We start from the raw sequence: 18,382 nt of genomic DNA on the forward strand, positions 1-18,382 counted from the left end.
CATTTGATTAAATTACTTGTTTAACCTAAAAAAAATTTTCTACCTTTGCAACAGAAGAACGATTGTAATATGAAAGAAGAATCAAAAAAAATAGATACCTCAACGGAAGAAAAAATAAAGGAAGCCGCACGAATCGTATTTTACAGAAAGGGATTCGCTGCAACCAGAACCAGGGATATTGCTGAAGAAGCAGATATCAACCTGGCATTGCTCAATTATTATTTCAGAAGCAAGGCCAAATTATTTGAGATTATCATGCTCGAAACTATGGCTGGATTCTTTCAAAGCTTGTTAGTGGTGCTAAATACAGAGAAAACAACTCTCGAAAAGAAAGTAGAAGAGGTGGTAGGGAAGTATATCGACCTGATCATCAAAGAGCCGGAAATTCCGACATTCATCATCAGTGAGCTTCGTAACAATCCTAATCTTCTATTGCAAAAAATCCCTTTAAAAGAAGTGATTCAATCTTCTGTCTTTTTAAAGCAACATCAGGAAGCGGTGAAAAAGGGTAGTATTATCGAGCCTAATCCTTTACATTTTCTAATTAACCTGTTGGGGCTTACCGTATTTCCCTTCATAGCAAAACCAATGTTGATTGGAAGCAGTGAACTGAACGATAAAGAGTTCAATACCTTAATGATTCAACGTAAAAAGCTTATCCCGATCTGGGTAAAAGCCATGATGGCGGCAGGCTAATTTTTTTGACCCTAATTTAATCAAATGATTAAAACGAAATTTTAAACAAGAATTGAAAAAATAAAAAAATGATTTTTAACCTATAAACGATGAGTTATTATGTACAAAAATGCTCAAAAATACCTGCTGGTTTTCGTTCTGGGTTGTGTCTCTACAACTTCTTTTAAATCTCAGCTTCAAAGCCTTAGTCTTGAAGAATGTTATCAGCTGGCAAAAGACAATTACCCGCTGATCAGAAAAAAAGGGATGATTGCAAAAACAGCCGGTTACAATACTGAAAACGCCAATAAGAAATATCTTCCCCAGGTTTCTTTTTCCGGCCAGGCCACATACCAGTCTCAAACCATCAGTTTTTCGGATGCACTGGGAGCACTCCCGATCAATGCTGCACTTCCTTCACTCAGTAAAGACCAATACAAAATTCAGGGAGAGATAGACCAGGTATTGTACGATGGAGGAACCACTCACAACCAGAAGGAACTGATAAAAGCCAATACTGAACTACAGCAACAAAACATTGAAACAAGCCTTTATACATTAAAGCAAAGGGTCAATAATCTGTTTTTCTCCATCCTGCTTATGGATGCACAGCTAAAACAAAACGACCTCAACAAATCCAACCTTCATACCCAAATCCAGAAGACAGAAGCCGCATTAAAATATGGTGTTGCGTACAGAAGCAATCTGGATGAACTAAAAGCAGAGATCATCAATATCGATATGATGGCAACAGAGTATAAAGCTAACCGGGAAGCATATCTTAAGATGCTTTCCATTTTCATTGGGAAAGAACTTTCAGATTCTACGAAACTTGAAACTCCCGACAGTGATTATTTTCAAACAGAAATTAGAAGGCCTGAGCTCAAAGCTTTTGATCTCCAAAACTCCATTTATGACCTCCAGAAAAAACAGTTGAAATCCGATTTTCTCCCCAGGGTAAGTGCATTCTTCCAGGGAGCATATGGAAGGCCTACACTTAATATCATTGAGAATAAGTTCGGTCCGTGGTTTATTACAGGAGTAAGGTTTAGCTGGTCTCTTGATAGTTTGTATACCTCATCCAACAAAAAAGAAATACTGGAGTTAAACAAAAAAACTGCGGATGCAGACAGAGATACATTCCTTCTGAACACAAAACTGGATCTTACGCAGCAGGATGAACAGGTAAAAAAATACACCCAACTGATCACACAGGATGAAAACATCATTGCCCTGCGGCAATCTGTAAAACAATCTGCAGAAGCACAGCTTGATAATGGAGTAATCACCATCCACGAATACATTCAGAAACTCAATGCTGAACATCTTGCAAGACAAACCCTGGTTCTCCATCAGATTCAATTATTACAGGCCAGATACAATCAGAAATTCATAACCGGAAATTAATAATCCATTGTTACAATGAAAAAAATAATCATCCCCTTAGCCTATACTTTACTCTTGACGGCATGTCAACAAAAAGATAATTTTGACGCTTCAGGAAACTTTGAAGCCGATGAGGTTATTGTATCCGCACAGCAAAACGGTGAGCTGATTTCTTATTCCGTTCAGGAAGGATCGCAACTTCATGCAGGAAGTAAAGTAGGACAAATAGATGTAAAAGTAGCCACTCTTCAGAAAGAGCAGGCCGAAGCAAGCATTGGAGCCCTAAACCAAAAAACCAATAATGCAGATGAGCAGAATCTGCTGATCAAAAAGCAGCTTGCTGTACAGGAAGCTCAACTGGCACAACAGCTCCGTGAACGAATACGTACAGCTAACTTATTGAAAGCAGATGCTGCTACAAGGAAACAGCTCGACGATATCGATGCCGCCATTGATCAACTAAGAAAACAGATTGAAGCCACCCGTCAGCAACGATCAGTCAATAACTCCAATGTCAATACCCAAAACAGAAGTATTCTCAGTGAAAAAGCTCCTTTGGAGAAAACAGCGGCCCAGTTTCAGGAACAGATTAACAAAGGACAGATCATTAACCCTGTTAATGGAGTAGTGCTTGTTAATTATGCCCTCAAAGGAGAAATGCAGCTGATCGGTAAGCCCTTGTATAAAATAGCAGATATCAGTACCCTTGATTTACGGGCTTATATAACGGGAGTCCAGCTTCCTCAGGTTAAAATAGGGCAGCAGGTAAAAGTAAGAATCGATCAGGGTAAGAATGGATTCAGGGAATACAAAGGAACCATACAATGGATCTCATCTCAATCCGAATTCTCTCCAAAAAATATTCAGACTAAGGACGAAAGAGCCAATCTCGTTTACGCTATAAAGGTACGTGTAAAGAATGATGGTTATTTGAAAATTGGAATGTATGGTGAGGTAGTTTTTTAATTAAAAAGTACAATCTCTTTCCTCTTTCAACTCTCAACCCTCAATTCATAATTCATAATTCATAATTCATAATTCATAATTCAAAATAAAAATGAATTCAGTAATAGTAAAAAACCTGACCAAGTCCTACGACGATATAAAAGCCATTGATGAGGTTTCATTTGAAGTAAAAAAGGGGGAACTCTTTGGGTTAATCGGTCCTGATGGTGCAGGTAAAACCTCTATTTTCAGGATTCTTACCACACTTTTACTTCCTGATAGTGGAACAGCCACTGTGGAAGGACATGATGTGGTAAATGATTACCAGATTATCCGAAATAAAGTAGGCTACATGCCAGGAAAATTCTCACTATATCAGGATCTCACCGTGGCAGAAAACCTGGACTTCTTCGCTACCTTATTTGGAACAACCATAGAGGAAAATTACAGTCTCATTAAAGATATTTATGAGCAGATTAAACCATTCAACAACAGAAGGTCAGGTAAGCTTTCAGGGGGAATGAAGCAAAAACTGGCTTTGTGCTGCGCATTGATCCATAAACCGGAAGTGCTGTTTCTGGATGAGCCAACCACCGGTGTGGATGTGGTTTCAAGAAAAGAGTTCTGGGAAATGCTAGGAAGATTAAAGAAGCAGAATATAAGCATCGTTGTTTCTACACCTTATATGGATGAAGCCAGACTTTGTGACCGGATCGCCTTGATACAGGGAGGAAAGATCATGTCTGTAGATCAACCCCAAACAATCGTCTCCAATTTTCCCAAATCCCTTTTTGCAGCCAAAGGTGCAAATATGTATCAATTGTTGGAAAACCTGAGATCTGACCAAGCTGTTGAAAGTTGCTATGCATTCGGAGAATATCTTCATCTTACTATGGTTTCTGATACGGCAACTGAAAAGGAGGTGACAGAACTAGCCCAATCGTATCATCCTGATGAACTTGAGATCAAAAAAATTACCCCCACTATTGAGGATAGTTTTATTCGTCTGATGCGTGAACAAAAAGAAATAAGAGAAGCGAACCATGGGAAATAAAGCAATTATCTGTAAAGATCTGACCAAGCAGTTTGGAGATTTTAAGGCCGTAGACTGTATTTCCTTCGATGTAGATCAGGGCGAAATATTCGGTTTCCTGGGAGCCAACGGGGCAGGAAAGACCACTGCCATGCGTATCCTTTGTGGCCTTTCTTTTCCAACCTCAGGAAAAGCAATAGTAGCCGGTTATAATGTATACAAACAACAGGAAGAGATCAAGAAAAATATAGGCTATATGAGTCAGAAGTTCTCTTTATATGATAATCTTACTGTATTGGAGAATATTGAGTTTTATGGAGGAGTATATGGCGTATCGCGTTCAGATATAAAAACACGAAGCAATGAACTCATTTCCAGATTAGGACTGGAAAACGAGGCTAAAAAACTGGTGGGTTCCTTACCGCTGGGCTGGAAACAAAAGCTGGCCTTTTCAGTAGCTGTTTTTCACAGGCCTAAAATCGTATTCCTGGATGAACCCACAGGTGGAGTAGATCCCATTACAAGAAGGCAGTTCTGGGATATGATCTATCAGGCGGCAGCGGATGGGATCACGGTGTTCGTGACCACGCATTATATGGATGAAGCAGAATATTGTAACCGGATTACTGTAATGGTGGACGGAAGAGTAGAAGCCATGGATACCCCCGCCAACCTGAAGAACCAGTTTGGAACCCACTCGATGGACGAAGTTTTTTACCAGTTGGCAAGAAGTGCCAAAAGATCAGGAGATTAGTTATGAAACAGTTACTCGTATTTATCAGGAAAGAATTTTACCATGTTTTCAGAGATCGGAGAACCTTACTTATCCTTTTTGGTTTGCCTGTCGTTCAAATCATCTTATTTGGATATGCATTAAGCAGTGAGGTAAAAAATATAGGCATTGCCATACAGGATAATGCCCATGACATCCATTCTGTCCAGATCATTTCCAAAATACAGGCAAGCCCCTATTTTACAATGCATGGACCCATCCTGAATTATCCGGATGTGGAAAGAAGGTTTAAAGAAGGAAGCATCAAATGTGCAGTTATATTTCCGGTCAATTTCGGAAAAGATCTCTATCGTACAGGCGGAGCGCAAATTCAGATTATAGCGGATGCATCAGATCCCAATACCGCAACGATATTAACCAATTATCTCAACAATATCATTAATGATTATCAGCAACAACTTAATCCCCATATCAAAATCACATATAAAATAATTCCCGAAATAAGGCTGTTATACAATGAAGAACAAAACGGATCACTGAATTTTATTCCGGGAGTGATTGCTTTAATTTTTATGATTGTGAGTACGGCTTTAACCTCTGTGTCTGTCGTTCGTGAAAAAGAAATGGGAACCATGGAAATCTTATTGGTTTCTCCTTTTAAGCCCGTTATGGTCCTGATGGCCAAAGCCATTCCTTATCTTGTATTGTCTTTAGTCAATTTTGTGATCATCCTGCTGCTATCTGTGTATCTGCTGGATGTAGAAATCCGGGGTAGCCTGCTTTTATTATTTGTAGAAAGCATCTTATTCATTATCACATGTCTTTCCCTGGGCTTGCTGATCTCGAATGTAACCAACTCTCAAGAGACAGCCATGCTGATTTCTATGATGGGAATGATGTTACCTACATTATTGCTTACAGGATTTATGTTCCCTATAGAAAATATGCCCTGGATATTCCGTGTCGTATCACACATCCTTCCCTCAAGATATTACTATGATATCGTAAAAGCAGTTATGCTGAAAGGACTGGGCTTTAGTTATGTATGGAAAGAAACTCTTGTCTTACTCATTATGGCAGGTGGACTCTTAACGCTTGCCTTAAAGAAATTTAAAATCCGCTTGTCATGAAAGTATTAAGCTTTATTTTAAGAAAAGAATTCCGTCAGATCTTCAGGGATAAGATTATCCTGGCAATGATGTTCATGATGCCGACAATACAGCTCATCATCATGCCATGGGCGGCTAACTTTGAGGTAAAAAATATTAATATTGCATATGATGATCATGATCAAAGTAGCTACTCCCACAGACTGATCAACAAAATTGCTTCATCCGGATATTTTAAAATTGCAGGAAACCCGGATTCCTACCAAAAAGGATTGAAAATGATTGAACAAGGTGATGCCGATCTTGTTCTGGAGATCCCTGCTCACTTTGAACGCAATTTGGTCCGCGAGGAAAGCCAGAAAATAAATATATCGGTAGATGCGATCAACGGGACAAAGTCTTCTCTGGGAGGTAGCTATCTGGTATCGGTTATCGGAGATTTTAACAAAAATCTGGATATTAATATTAAATCACCGGTTAAAACCACCACTGTATCTCCGGCAACCATTAAAGTGGCAAGTACCAACTGGTATAATCCAAGGGCAGAATACAAATACTATATGGTTCCTGGAATACTGGTCCTGCTTCTGACACTGATCGGAGGATTCATTACGGCTCTTAATATTGTCAAGGAAAAAGAAATCGGAACCATTGAGCAAATTAATGTTACCCCTATAAAAAAATGGCAATTTATCCTGGGGAAACTGATTCCTTTCTGGATTGTAGGAATGACTGTTTTTACCATCGGATTGATTGTAATGTACATTATTTACGGCATATTTCCTGAAGGAAGCCTTTTGACTCTTTATGTTTTCGCAGCAGTTTACCTTATTGCATTATTAGGTTTGGGCCTCCTGATCTCTACTTTTGCCGATACACAGCTTCAGGCGATGTTCATTGCATTTTTCTTCATGATGATCTTTATGCTGATGAGCGGATTTTTCACCAACACCGAAAGCATGCCCGACTGGGCGGGACAGATATCCAATTTCACTCCTGTTACCCATTTCATTAAAGTCGTAAGGCTTATTGTACTGAAGGGAAGTGGATTCTCTGAGATCAAAACCGAGTTTTTCTACCTGCTGGGATTCGCATTGCTCCTGAATTCACTGGCAATTTACAACTACAGGAAAACGAGTTGAAAGCACTGAAAATCAACGACAATTGTAAAATTATTTTGTTCGTATTTCTAATAATTAATTGTTAAAATGGAAAAAATATTTTTAGTGTAACATATTTATCGTAATATTGCAATATAAAGTTATCATTATGGGAGCAACCAAGACAGACCATTTTACGGATAAACAGAATAAAATAGCCACTATTGCCAAAGCATTGGGACATCCTGCACGGATTGCTATTATAGAATACCTGCTAAAAGTAAACGCATGTATATGCGGGGATATCGTAAATGAACTTCCGCTGGCACAGGCTACGGTTTCCCAGCATTTAAAAGAATTAAAAAATGCAGGGCTCATCAAAGGAAATATCGAAGGAACTGCAATTTGCTACTGCATTGATGAAAAAACTTTTGAAGTTTTGAACGAATATTTCTCGGGGATTATTTCCACTGTTACTACACAAAAATGCTGCTAATGCATTTTTTTGACCTTATAAATCGTAATATTGCAATAAACAAATAAAATAAAAACAATGAAATTATCTGAAATCAAAAACATCTTACCAACATTACATAATGTTGAATTTCAATTGGAAGACGGAACATTTGTACCTGAGCATTTTCATGTTACAGAAGTAGGAACGATAACAAAATCCTTTATTGATTGCGGAGGAACCATAAAAAATGAAAAAGTAGTCAATTTCCAGCTTTGGAATGCCAATGACTATGAACATCGTTTAAAACCCGGAAAGCTTCTCAATATCATCGCACTATCCGAGGAAAAATTAGGAATTGAAGACCATGAAATAGAAGTGGAATATCAGAACATTACCATCGGAAAGTATGATCTGGATTTCAATGGAAAAACCTTTGTCCTTAAAAATAAAACCACAGCCTGCCTGGCTCAGGAAGCTTGTGGGGTTCCACCTGAAAAGAAAAAACTCAAATTATCAGACCTTTCTTCCCAATCAGGTGCTTGCTGTACACCAGAATCAGGATGCTGCTAATCAACCTGTCCCATCTTAAAAATAAACAAAAATTATGTATCCATCCGTTTTAGAAACTATAGAAAAATTAAAGGCCTTTGAAATTACCCAGGAAAGAAAAGTCCTGCTACAAACTCTTACAGAATTCATCCAGGCAAAATTCAATGCCGGAAATCCAATAAATCTAAACTTTATTTGTACACACAATTCCAGAAGGAGTCATTTGTCACAGGTCTGGGCACAAGCAGCAGCCGATTTTTTTGCCATTCCAAAAGTAACTTGCTATTCGGGAGGAACGGAAGAAACAGCTGTATTTCCTACGGTTATAGAAACTCTGAAACAACAGGGATTCCAGATCTTGAAAATAGCTGAGAACGGAAATCCTGTTTATTCAATCAGGTATAATGAAGAGTCCCAACCCATTATTGCTTTTTCTAAAAGATATGACAGTGCGTTTAATCCGGCCAACAGTTTTGCAGCAATCATGACTTGTTCTCAGGCAGATGGAGGCTGCCCTTTTATTCCAGGTGCAGAAAAACGTATCCCCATCACTTTTGAAGATCCTAAAATTTCAGACAATACTCCTGAACAGTCCAAAGTTTATGATGAAAGAAGTCTAGAGATAGGGGCAGAAATGTGGCATGTTTTTTCCCAGGTAAAACAACTCCATTAAGATCAATACTATGCTGCCAAAATTAAAATTCCTGGATAGGTTTCTCACTTTATGGATATTCATTGCCATGATCTCAGGAATTATCCTGGGCAATGTATTTCCCGGAATCCCGGATATGATCACCTCATTATCAGTGGGAACAACCAATATTCCTTTAGCCGTCGGTCTAATCGTAATGATGTATCCGCCATTGGCAAAAGTGGATTATTCCCTTCTTCCTGTAGCATTCAAAGATAAGAAGGTTATCGGTGTTTCACTATTGCTGAACTGGCTGATTGGCCCTGTTTTAATGTTCATATTAGCTGTTTTATTTTTAAGGAATGAACCGGATTATATGGTCGGCCTGATTCTCATAGGACTGGCAAGATGTATTGCAATGGTCCTTGTCTGGAATGACCTTGCAAAAGGCAACCGTGAGTATGCAGCCTTGCTGGTAGCTCTTAACAGCATATTCCAGGTATTCAGCTACAGTTTTATGATTTGGTTATTCATCAATGTCTTACCCGGAAAACTCGGCCTTGCTAATTTTAATATCAGCGTATCCATATCAGAAGTAACAGAAAGTGTTTTGATATATTTGGGCATCCCTTTTTTTGCCGGTTTTCTGAGCCGTTATTTATTTACAAAATTGAAGGGAAAGGAATGGTACCAGAGAAAGTTTATTCCTAAAATATCACCATTAACGCTATATGCCTTATTGTTTACCATCATTCTTATGTTCAGCCTTAAGGGGGACAAAATTTTGGAACTCCCTTTAGATACACTAAAAGTAGCCATTCCGCTTATCGCCTATTTTATAGTGATGTTTATGATGAGTTTCTTTATCAATAAGCTGTTGAATATTCCTTACGATAAAAATGCAGCCATCGCATTTACTGCAACAGGAAACAATTTTGAACTTGCCATCGCCGTATCTATCGCGGTGTTCGGAATCCATTCTCCACAGGCATTTGTTGGTGTGATCGGACCTTTGGTTGAAGTTCCGGTTCTGATACTATTGGTTAAGGTCAGCTTATGGTTAAAAAACTATAGTAACAAGCCATAACCATTTTTGTATGCACTTCAGGGTTGTTGATACCTGAAATAAAACCAGACTTTTTCCTATGACCTATTTTTGGTTATATGAAAAAGTCTTTTTTCCTTAGGTTTGCGTTATCCGTGATTTTATTGATGCACAGTGTTGACTCCATTGTAAGCGGGGATGTTAATAAATTTGGCATCCATTTTTTGAATACCATTGGTTTCAGTCCCTGGGGCTTGTATATCGCGTGGATGGTTAAATTAACCCATCTTTTATCCGTCCCATTTCTGGTGCTGAACAAATATATAAAAGCGGTCGCGATATGCAACATACTGATCTTTATATCAGGGATCTATTATGTCCATGCACAAAACGGCTGGTTTGTGGTAGGAGGGGGTACCAACGGAATTGAATTTAATTTCCTTTTGATCTTTTGTTTTCTGAATCTTATGTTTCCGGAAATTTCCTTTAGAAAGAAAGAAGCAGGTCGTTCATAGACAAAAAGTTTCGCTTCATAGCTTTTCTGCTTTTTTATTGGTTTGAAAAATAGTATTTTGTAGTTTTAAATCGACAGCTTGAAAACCAATATCAAATCGAAATTATATACCCATCTGGTTTTTTGGATATTGTATTATATCCTTGAGGCTTATCTTGATTTCTATTGGTCGCGGTATCAGTTTCCGGATTTCAAATGGCAGATCAGGCTTCAGAACACCCTGACTCTTGAGTTGGGATATTTTTTAGTTAAAGTCCCTCTTGCCTACGCGTTACTCTATGTTTACGAAAAAACAGGCATCAGTAAGATTCTCAAGTATCTTTTTTCTATTCTCATTGTGATCTTTGCCGTGTTGGGACATCGGTTTTTCACGCATTATATCATTTATCCTTACATATACGGGGTTACGGAAACCCTTGACGGGAAACAACCTTCGGGGTTTATCAACGGACTTGTTGCTTTCAATTCATTCATGGACCTTATTTTTATGGTCGGATTGGTATTCGGAGTTGAAATTACCCGGCAGAAGAACCTTCTCAAGAACCAAATATCCATGCTGAAATCGGAAAAACTGGATCAGGAACTCACCATGCTGAAAGCCCAGATCAATCCGCATTTTCTGTTCAATACGCTTAATAACATCTACGGAATGGCCCTGAAAAAGGCCGATGAGACCCCAGACGTCATTCTCCAGCTTTCCAAAATCATGCGTTATAATATCTATGAAGCAGCTGAACGACACATTTCCATTGCAAAAGATATTGAGAACATTAAAGATTTTATTGAAATTCAGAAAATCCGTCACCGGCGGCTTTTTGTTAATTTTAAAGAAGACATCGATAATCCCTCGCAGGAAATTTCACCGTTGATACTGATTCAGTTTATTGAAAATGCATTTAAACATGGCGTATCCGAAAGTCTGGGCAACTCATTTATACATATAGATATTCGCCTGAAAAACGGCATCCTCCATTATTCTGTAGAAAACTCCAAAGAACAGATAGCCGGTGATTCTACTAAAATAGGATTAAAAAATATCCGCAGACAACTGGAATTATTGTATCCGGAACATATCCTTTCTGTGGAAGATAAAAATGATCGGTATAACGTTAAACTAACCATTGACCTCAATGATACATTCAGCATCTAAAAAATACAACTGCATTATCGTGGAAGATGAGCCCATTGCAGCTGAAATTCTGGAAAATTTTGTAATCCGGAACGAAGAACTCAACCTTGTTGGAAAATGTACCGATGCTGTACACGCAAGCAGCCTTTTAAACATTCATGATGTAGATCTTATGTTTCTGGATCTCAACCTTCCCGTTATAAAAGGATTTGATTTTCTGAAAAAATTAAAAAAACCTCCCTTTGTCATTGTAACCACAGCTTATCATCAATATGCAGTAGAAGGGTATGAACTCGATATTGTGGATTACCTGATGAAACCCATTCCTTACGATAGGTTTGTTACTGCCATCAGTAAATTCAGACACATTATGGAATCCGAAGAAGCTTTACTGGAAATTGCCGACCGTGATTACATTTTCATTAACAGCGGAAAAAAACAGGTTAAGATCACACTTCAGGACATTTTTTATATTGAAAGTCTGCGCGAATATATCAATATTCATACAAAAGCAGAAACGCTCACCTTTAAAATGCCCATCAGTAAAATTGAAAAAAGCCTACCTTCAAAAATATTCTTCCGTATTCATAAATCCTATATTGTTTCTAAATTAAAAATAGAAGTTAAATCAGCCAATATGATTCAGATAAACGGTAAAAAGCTTCCCATAGGCAGAACGTATAAACCATTTGTTGAATTGTAGCATTCTTTAAGCCTTTATTCTGTAATGGTATTATTTTTCCGGCCTCCAGTTTTAGTAGACGTTATCCAGCTGTTGATATATACATTTCATTAAAATATTCACCAATTATTGAATTTTGACTCATAACAGTTAAAAAAATCAATAATTATGAATTACCGGATAAAGCTTCTCAGCGCAGGTGTCGTCTTTTTTATAGGACACGGGCTTGTTTTTGCACAGGGAAAGCAAGATACCATTAAAACCCAGGATATAGAAGGTGTGGTGGTAACTGCTTTAGGAATAAAGAGAGAAAAAAGATCTTTAGGATATTCTACCCAGGAAGTAAAAGGCGAAGAAATCAATAAAAATCCTACTACCAATTTCATTAATAATCTATCCGGTAAAGTGGCTGGTCTTGAGATCAAGCAGTCTACCAACTTCGGAGGATCAGTCAATGCTGTTTCCAGGGGATATAAATCTATCCTTGGAGATAACCAGGCTTTGTTTGTGGTAGATGGAGTTCCCATCATCAACAGGAATATCAATTCCCCGCTTCAGGTAAATGGCTTTGGAGGCTATGATTACGGCAGCCCGGTTTCCGATATCAATCCCAATGATATTGAAACACTCAATGTATTAAAAGGAGCTGCAGCCACCGCATTGTACGGATCCAGGGCACAGAATGGAGCCATAATCATCACAACGAAAAAAGGCAGGAAAAATACCCGGGGGATCGGTCTGGAATACAGTGGAAGCATTTCCGTTTCTACTGTGGATAAGTCAACCTTTCCAAAATATCAGACAGAATACGGGCAGGGATACGATGGAAACTTTTTCAATTCTTACCAGGGGCATCCGATTTCCTCTTTTTCAGATTCTTCCTATGGAGCGCCATTTGATCCTAACCTTCTGGTGTGGCAATATGATGCATTTATTCCCGGTTCACGTAACTTTGGAAAGAGAACACCATGGGTAATGGCCAAAAACGGACCGGTAACTTTTTTTGAGAAAGCAATTAATCAAACCAATAATATCGCACTAAGCGGGGGAAATGACCGTGCTACATTCAGATTAAGCTATTCCAATATCAATGCAACAGATATTCTTCCCAACTCTTCCCTGATCAAAAATAATTTCGGAGGCAGTGCGTCGTATAAAATAACGGATAATCTTACCGCTACAATCTTTGCCAATTATGTAACTCAAAATACCAAAGGCCGGAATTCTACGGGTTACGGGGATAATATTATGGGTAATTTCAGGCAGTGGTGGCCTACCAATGTCGATATTCAATACCAAAAATATCTTTATGAAACATTTAATAAAAACTATACCTGGAACATCCTTTCTCCTGATGATTTACGTCCGGGTTATTGGGATAATCCTTATTTTACACGCTATAAGAATTATCAAAACGATAAAAGGGATCGTTTTGCAGGAAACTTCAGCCTGAGCTATGATCTTTCCAAAAGCATCAATATCCTGGGAAGGGTGGGTATCGACGGATATACGATGATTACAGAAGAACGGAGAGCCAAAGGTTCAATACCTGCATTCTTTAGTTTTAATCCTATTGAACAGCCTTCCGGATACGCTATTACCGATTTCCGCTTTACAGAAACCAATTACGACCTTATCGCAACCTACAAAAAGAATATTGGAGAAAATTTTAATATCCAGGCACTGATCGGGGGAAATATCAATGTCCAGTCCAGCTATTCCAATGCCCAGACCACATCCGGAGGATTGTACATCGATGACCTGTATACCATTTCCAATTCTGCAGCAACACCTGCAAAACCTCTTATATCGGATACATCAAAATATGTTTACGGAGCGTTCGTCCAGGCTTCCTTAGGATATAAAAACACGTATTACATTGAAGGGACTTTCAGAAGAGACCAATCCAGTTCATTGCCTAAAGGAAAAGAAGCTTACTACTATCCATCCGTTTCAGCCAGCATGGTATTTTCCAATCTGCTGCAACAAAAATGGCTGAGTTTTGGAAAGGTAAGGGCTGCCTACGCAGAAGTAGGTTCTGACACCAATGCAGATCAGTTGAGAAACAGGTTCATTGTTCAGTCATCCTTTGGAAACAATCCTGTATATTCTTACAATACGGTCTTGCGGAATGCCGACCTGCTTCCGCAAAAGCTTAAAAACCTTGAATTGGGTACCAATATGCAGTTCTTTAAAAACAGAATAGGTTTTGACGTTGCCTGGTTCAAAAATATTGCCTTTGATCAGATTTTACCACTTCCTATTTCTCTTGCCAACGGCTCCGGAAGCAAAATTCAGAATACAGGGGAGCTTACCACCAAAGGATTTGAAGTCTCATTCAATATAAGTCCTTTAAAATTGAATAACTTCAACTGGGATATGAGCATCAACTGGTCCAATCCTAAAACAAAAGTTACCGCCTTAAGAGAAGGGACAGAAAACATTTCAATAGGAACGCTTCCGGGAGGGATTTCTATCAACGCACCACTTAATGAGGAGTATGGAAGCATCTGGGGAGCAGATTTTGTGTATGATCCTAATGGAAATAAGATCATAGGAAAAAACGGGGCTTACCTTCACACGGATGATACCAATCACAACCTGGGAAGTTTCCAGGCTGACTTTATTGCCGGACTCAACAATTCTTTTACCTATAAAAATTTTAATGTAACCTTTCAGATCGATTGGAAAAAAGGAGGAAAGATCTTCTCGCTGGACCAATATTTCGGCTATGGAACAGGACTTTATCCCGACTCTGTGGGATTGAATGATTTAGGTAATCCTATAAGAAACACATTATCTAATGGAGGAGGAGTTATATTACCCGGAGTGATGGAGGATCCTAATAATCCGGGACATTATATTCCCAACACGATACGTCTGGATCGTTCCAGATCCAGCCAGATCATTGAAACCGACCCACCTTCTTCTGCCTTTGTTTATGATGCCAGCTTTATAAAGCTCCGCCAGGTATCCGTTTCTTATACTTTCGATAAGAAATCTCTGGGAAATATAGGTATTCAGAGTCTCACATTAGGTGTTGTGGGAAGTAACCTCTGGATCATCCATAAAAATCTTCCTTATTCAGATCCCGAAGCAGGTTTGTCATCGGGAAATATTCAGGGATATCAGTCCGGAGTGATGCCTGCAACCAGAAATTTTGCATTTAACCTGAAAGTTAATTTTTAAAAACTATGAAAATGAAAAATAAAATAATGATAAGCTCTATACTATTTTCGGTATTAATGGGCTGCACATCGGAGGATGTAAATAATGATCCCCATGTCACTTATAACACGATCCCGGAAACTCTTATTACTTATGCAGAAAAGGAACTGAGCGATTATATGAACACTCCCAGTGTGAACGAAAATAATTTTCGCCTTATTATGCAGTATTGGCAGGAAACCGTTTATGTGAATGAAAGCAACTATAATTTTACAGCAAGAAATGTTTCCAATAATGTATGGACGGATAATTATGTAAATGTGCTTAACAGCCTCAATAAAGCTAAGGAACTGATAGAGCAGTACCAGCCTTCCGCTTCCGAAGTGACCAGCTGGCAGGCTAAAAAGCAGAATCAGCTGGCCATTATTGATATTTTATCAGTTTATACATTTCAGACTTTGACAGACACTTATGGAGATATTCCGTACAGCCAGGCTCTCAACAATGAAAAATACCCGCTTCCGGTTTATGACGATGACCAAAAAATTTATGAAAGCATTATTAATCGCCTTATGGCGGACATTAACAGACTGAAGGAAGGAGAAGGGACTTTTGGCTCCGGAGACATTTTGTATGGTGGAGATATCGCAAAATGGAAAAAATTCGGGAACTCGTTACTTCTGAAACTGGGAATCGCTATTTCCGATATTGATGCAAACCTGGCCAGGACAGCAATCAATACAGCGATTTCCGGAGGAGTAATTACGGATCAGTCTCAGAACTGTATTTTCAGATACCTTGCGGAGACACCCAATTTCAGCCCTATATTCGAAAATCTGGCTAATAATGGAAGAAACGATTTTATTGGAGGAAAACCTTTTATAGATTATCTCAATGCTAATTCCGACCAAAGGGTAACCAAGTACTTCAGAGATGTAAACGGAGTTTATCTGGGACAGACCATTGGAGCTCCCGGAAACTTTTTCGCCTTTTCGTCTCCCGGAATCTTTGCTTATATTCCGGTGACTCCGGGAAACCTGATGACGCATACAGAAGTAACATTTTATCTTGCAGAAGCAGCTGCCCGGTTTGGAATCGGAGGAAATCCGGAGACGCTTTATAAAGATGCTGTCCGGGCCTCATTCCTGGAATGGGAACTTTCTGCCCAGGAGGCTGAAACTTACCTGACAGCCCACCCTTATAACCCCAGCAATTGGAAAAAATCAATCGGAGAACAGGCATGGATTGCTCTATATAATCATCCTGTAGTAGCATGGAATTTTTACCGCAGGCTGGATTATCCCGCTCTTCAGGCTCCTCCTACCGCCATTAACAATGCAGAAGGAAAAGTCCCTGTAAGACTGCAATATCCATCGCTTGAAGCAACTACGAACGGAACCAATTATTCCAAAGCCGCCACCGCTATCGGAGGAGATAAATTAACGACTAAAATCTTCTGGGATATCCATTAAACAGCATTTATAAATTCACACAATCAACTTCATATTAAATTTTTTCAGTTGTGATTTTAGCCTGCATGACTCATGCAGGTTTTTTATTAAAACTTTTATAGACCGGACTCTTGTATTCGTAGATCATTTTATTTTTTTACACACCAATTGATCATCTTTGAACTGTGAATCAGGGTTTGCAAAAACACTATCATACCTTATTTTTCCAAAGAACATAACAATATATAGGTTAGTATTCACGCTGTGAATCGTTAAGGCTTAATGAGTTTTCAGACTCTTAAGCCTTTTTTTTTGTCCTGTAATAATTCATGATCCGTAGAGTAAAAAAACAAACATGTGAGGCATAAATTGATGTTCGATTAAAAAAAAACATTAATTTTGTATATTATTATGTTTCAACGTAAGTACATATTGATTTTTATTCTATTGGGATTTTTATTCATGCCCAAGCAAATCTATGCATGTGCTGTAAAAATTTCCTTACAAGAGAAATCGCATTGTGAACTCAATATTTCAAAATCTATTAAAAAAGATCAGTGTAATTCCTGTGGTTCTAAAAAATGTCCAGGAAAATGCAATAATCCTTTATGCAAATGCCCGGCATCCAATTTAAATCCAACTTTACCGGACAGACATGATTTTAGTTTTCTTACAGTAGAAGTCTTTTCTCCTGTTTCTTTTTTAACTTATGAAAGTGCTGTTTCTAAAGGCTTTCAATCCATTTGGTTAATCCCTAAAATAGGCTAGATCCTGTATTTTATAGCCTAAAGTGTGCCTTTTTGTAAGGATACACTTCAATTTTTTTCCATTCAATTTATTAACTGAAACAACAGGAATATTCCTTTTGTTCACAAAATACTCTATACAATGAAATCAATATCAAAAATATGGATAGCATTCAGCTTGCTGTTTTCATTAGCAATCTATGCCCAATCTCAAAATATAAAAACAGAAACCGTAAAGATCTATGGGAATTGTGACATCTGTAAAGCGAATATAGAAAAAGCGGGAAACCTAAGAAAAATAGCCACAGTAAGCTGGAACAAAGATACCAAAATGGCTACTTTAACCTACGATCCTCAGAAGACCAGTCAGGACGAAATATTAAAAAGAATAGCTCTGGCAGGGTATGACAGCGAAAAATTTTTAGCTCCTGACAATGCTTATGCAGCATTACCGGAATGTTGTCATTACAAAAGGGATTTAAAACCCGCTTCTCAAAATAAGGCTATGGACATGAATATGAAGACTGACCATATGAACCATGACCAGAAAAAAACGGAAGAAAACGACATGATAGCTACCCAGAATACATCTCAGCTAAAAGCTGTTTTCGACAACTACTTCTCTTTAAAAAATGCACTGGTTAAAACAGATGCCGATAATGCATCAACTAAAGCTTCTGAACTGTCAAAAGCAATTAAAGCAGTGGATATGAACCAACTTTCAAATGAAGAACATATGGTCTGGATGAAAGTAATGAAGGACCTGACCCTTAATGCAGAAAAGATTTCCTCTGCTAAAGATGTTGCCAAACAAAGAGAAATATTTGCTGTATTATCTAAAAGTATGTACGACCTCGCAAAGGTATCCAAACAGGGTAATCCTATATATTATCAGCATTGTCCTATGTACAATAATGGGAAAGGAGCTGATTGGCTGAGCCTGGAAAATGAGATCAAGAATCCTTATTTTGGTTCTCAGATGATAACTTGTGGCAGCACAGTAGAAACACTTGGTAACTAATAAACAAT

General features: G+C 38.3%; 18 protein-coding genes. All 18 read left to right on the forward strand.

Annotated features, from left to right (window positions below; all coding sequences use genetic code 11):
• Positions 1-69 precede the first annotated feature (69 nt).
• The 18 genes from MTQ00_RS05710 (at position 70) to MTQ00_RS05795 (ending at position 18,374) form a co-directional block, all read left to right on the forward strand.
• A complete protein-coding gene (locus MTQ00_RS05710) occupies positions 70-696 on the forward strand; it encodes a TetR/AcrR family transcriptional regulator (protein ID WP_172282614.1) in 627 nt (208 codons plus the stop codon).
• Between the two features lie 99 nt (positions 697-795).
• Complete coding sequence (locus MTQ00_RS05715) at positions 796-2,082, forward strand: TolC family protein (RefSeq protein WP_273648070.1); 1,287 nt, start codon at positions 796-798, stop codon at positions 2,080-2,082.
• A 15-nt stretch (positions 2,083-2,097) separates the two neighbouring features.
• Positions 2,098-3,027 (forward strand): HlyD family secretion protein, encoded by a 930-nt coding sequence (locus MTQ00_RS05720; protein WP_172282610.1) that lies wholly within the window; start codon positions 2,098-2,100, stop codon positions 3,025-3,027.
• 91 nt (positions 3,028-3,118) lie between these two features.
• Positions 3,119-4,060: an ABC transporter ATP-binding protein gene (locus MTQ00_RS05725; RefSeq protein WP_273648071.1), complete on the forward strand. Its 942-nt coding sequence runs from the start codon at positions 3,119-3,121 to the stop codon at positions 4,058-4,060.
• Positions 4,050-4,793, forward strand: a complete 744-nt coding sequence (locus MTQ00_RS05730) for an ABC transporter ATP-binding protein (protein ID WP_273648072.1) — start codon at positions 4,050-4,052, stop codon at positions 4,791-4,793. The genes MTQ00_RS05725 and MTQ00_RS05730 overlap by 11 nt, the downstream gene beginning before the upstream one ends.
• 2 nt (positions 4,794-4,795) lie before the next feature.
• The gene (locus tag MTQ00_RS05735; protein ID WP_273648073.1) at positions 4,796-5,902 is read left to right on the forward strand and encodes an ABC transporter permease; all 1,107 of its coding nucleotides are present in this window, start codon (positions 4,796-4,798) and stop codon (positions 5,900-5,902) included.
• Positions 5,899-7,023 carry an ABC transporter permease gene (locus tag MTQ00_RS05740; RefSeq protein WP_273648074.1) on the forward strand — a complete coding sequence of 375 codons (1,125 nt, stop codon included), beginning with the start codon at positions 5,899-5,901 and terminating at the stop codon, positions 7,021-7,023. The genes MTQ00_RS05735 and MTQ00_RS05740 overlap by 4 nt, the downstream gene beginning before the upstream one ends.
• A gap of 127 nt (positions 7,024-7,150) precedes the next feature.
• Positions 7,151-7,477, forward strand: a complete 327-nt coding sequence (locus MTQ00_RS05745; RefSeq protein WP_172282600.1) for an ArsR/SmtB family transcription factor — start codon at positions 7,151-7,153, stop codon at positions 7,475-7,477.
• A gap of 57 nt (positions 7,478-7,534) precedes the next feature.
• Positions 7,535-8,008: a DUF6428 family protein gene (locus MTQ00_RS05750; RefSeq protein WP_273648075.1), complete on the forward strand. Its 474-nt coding sequence runs from the start codon at positions 7,535-7,537 to the stop codon at positions 8,006-8,008.
• A 34-nt stretch (positions 8,009-8,042) separates the two neighbouring features.
• Positions 8,043-8,660, forward strand: a complete 618-nt coding sequence (locus MTQ00_RS05755; RefSeq protein ID WP_273648076.1) for a protein-tyrosine-phosphatase — start codon at positions 8,043-8,045, stop codon at positions 8,658-8,660.
• A gap of 10 nt (positions 8,661-8,670) precedes the next feature.
• Positions 8,671-9,705, forward strand: a complete 1,035-nt coding sequence (arsB, locus tag MTQ00_RS05760) for an ACR3 family arsenite efflux transporter (protein ID WP_273648077.1) — start codon at positions 8,671-8,673, stop codon at positions 9,703-9,705.
• 77 nt (positions 9,706-9,782) lie between these two features.
• On the forward strand, positions 9,783-10,178 hold the full coding sequence (locus MTQ00_RS05765) for a DoxX family protein (protein WP_273648078.1): 396 nt from the start codon (positions 9,783-9,785) through the stop codon (positions 10,176-10,178).
• 78 nt (positions 10,179-10,256) lie between these two features.
• A complete protein-coding gene (locus tag MTQ00_RS05770; RefSeq protein ID WP_273648079.1) occupies positions 10,257-11,327 on the forward strand; it encodes a sensor histidine kinase in 1,071 nt (356 codons plus the stop codon).
• On the forward strand, positions 11,308-12,009 hold the full coding sequence (locus MTQ00_RS05775; RefSeq protein ID WP_273648080.1) for a LytR/AlgR family response regulator transcription factor: 702 nt from the start codon (positions 11,308-11,310) through the stop codon (positions 12,007-12,009). Before MTQ00_RS05770 ends, MTQ00_RS05775 begins: the two co-directional genes overlap by 20 nt.
• 147 nt (positions 12,010-12,156) lie before the next feature.
• Positions 12,157-15,177, forward strand: a complete 3,021-nt coding sequence (locus MTQ00_RS05780; RefSeq protein WP_273648081.1) for a SusC/RagA family TonB-linked outer membrane protein — start codon at positions 12,157-12,159, stop codon at positions 15,175-15,177.
• Positions 15,178-15,188: 11 nt separating this feature from the next.
• Positions 15,189-16,628 (forward strand): SusD/RagB family nutrient-binding outer membrane lipoprotein, encoded by a 1,440-nt coding sequence (locus MTQ00_RS05785; protein ID WP_273648082.1) that lies wholly within the window; start codon positions 15,189-15,191, stop codon positions 16,626-16,628.
• Between the two features lie 441 nt (positions 16,629-17,069).
• The gene (locus MTQ00_RS05790) at positions 17,070-17,375 is read left to right on the forward strand and encodes a hypothetical protein (protein ID WP_172282584.1); all 306 of its coding nucleotides are present in this window, start codon (positions 17,070-17,072) and stop codon (positions 17,373-17,375) included.
• A gap of 120 nt (positions 17,376-17,495) precedes the next feature.
• Positions 17,496-18,374 carry a DUF3347 domain-containing protein gene (locus MTQ00_RS05795; RefSeq protein WP_273648083.1) on the forward strand — a complete coding sequence of 293 codons (879 nt, stop codon included), beginning with the start codon at positions 17,496-17,498 and terminating at the stop codon, positions 18,372-18,374.
• Positions 18,375-18,382: the final 8 nt, after the last annotated feature.

It is taken from the genome of Chryseobacterium sp. B21-037 (assembly GCF_028570785.1).
In the GTDB taxonomy this organism is placed as follows: domain Bacteria; phylum Bacteroidota; class Bacteroidia; order Flavobacteriales; family Weeksellaceae; genus Chryseobacterium; species Chryseobacterium proteolyticum.

What these genes read in the sequence shown, in the direction of transcription:
- MTQ00_RS05710 (WP_172282614.1), top strand. Translation starts at nt 70, where the DNA reads ATGAAAGAAGAATCAAAAAAAATAGATACCTCAACGGAAGAAAAAATA.
- MTQ00_RS05715 (WP_273648070.1), top strand. Translation starts at nt 796, where the DNA reads ATGTACAAAAATGCTCAAAAATACCTGCTGGTTTTCGTTCTGGGTTGT.
- MTQ00_RS05720 (WP_172282610.1), top strand. Translation starts at nt 2,098, where the DNA reads ATGAAAAAAATAATCATCCCCTTAGCCTATACTTTACTCTTGACGGCA.
- MTQ00_RS05725 (WP_273648071.1), top strand. Translation starts at nt 3,119, where the DNA reads ATGAATTCAGTAATAGTAAAAAACCTGACCAAGTCCTACGACGATATA.
- MTQ00_RS05730 (WP_273648072.1), top strand. Translation starts at nt 4,050, where the DNA reads ATGGGAAATAAAGCAATTATCTGTAAAGATCTGACCAAGCAGTTTGGA.
- MTQ00_RS05735 (WP_273648073.1), top strand. Translation starts at nt 4,796, where the DNA reads ATGAAACAGTTACTCGTATTTATCAGGAAAGAATTTTACCATGTTTTC.
- MTQ00_RS05740 (WP_273648074.1), top strand. Translation starts at nt 5,899, where the DNA reads ATGAAAGTATTAAGCTTTATTTTAAGAAAAGAATTCCGTCAGATCTTC.
- MTQ00_RS05745 (WP_172282600.1), top strand. Translation starts at nt 7,151, where the DNA reads ATGGGAGCAACCAAGACAGACCATTTTACGGATAAACAGAATAAAATA.
- MTQ00_RS05750 (WP_273648075.1), top strand. Translation starts at nt 7,535, where the DNA reads ATGAAATTATCTGAAATCAAAAACATCTTACCAACATTACATAATGTT.
- MTQ00_RS05755 (WP_273648076.1), top strand. Translation starts at nt 8,043, where the DNA reads ATGTATCCATCCGTTTTAGAAACTATAGAAAAATTAAAGGCCTTTGAA.
- arsB (WP_273648077.1), top strand. Translation starts at nt 8,671, where the DNA reads ATGCTGCCAAAATTAAAATTCCTGGATAGGTTTCTCACTTTATGGATA.
- MTQ00_RS05765 (WP_273648078.1), top strand. Translation starts at nt 9,783, where the DNA reads ATGAAAAAGTCTTTTTTCCTTAGGTTTGCGTTATCCGTGATTTTATTG.
- MTQ00_RS05775 (WP_273648080.1), top strand. Translation starts at nt 11,308, where the DNA reads ATGATACATTCAGCATCTAAAAAATACAACTGCATTATCGTGGAAGAT.
- MTQ00_RS05780 (WP_273648081.1), top strand. Translation starts at nt 12,157, where the DNA reads ATGAATTACCGGATAAAGCTTCTCAGCGCAGGTGTCGTCTTTTTTATA.
- MTQ00_RS05785 (WP_273648082.1), top strand. Translation starts at nt 15,189, where the DNA reads ATGAAAAATAAAATAATGATAAGCTCTATACTATTTTCGGTATTAATG.
- MTQ00_RS05790 (WP_172282584.1), top strand. Translation starts at nt 17,070, where the DNA reads ATGCCCAAGCAAATCTATGCATGTGCTGTAAAAATTTCCTTACAAGAG.
- MTQ00_RS05795 (WP_273648083.1), top strand. Translation starts at nt 17,496, where the DNA reads ATGAAATCAATATCAAAAATATGGATAGCATTCAGCTTGCTGTTTTCA.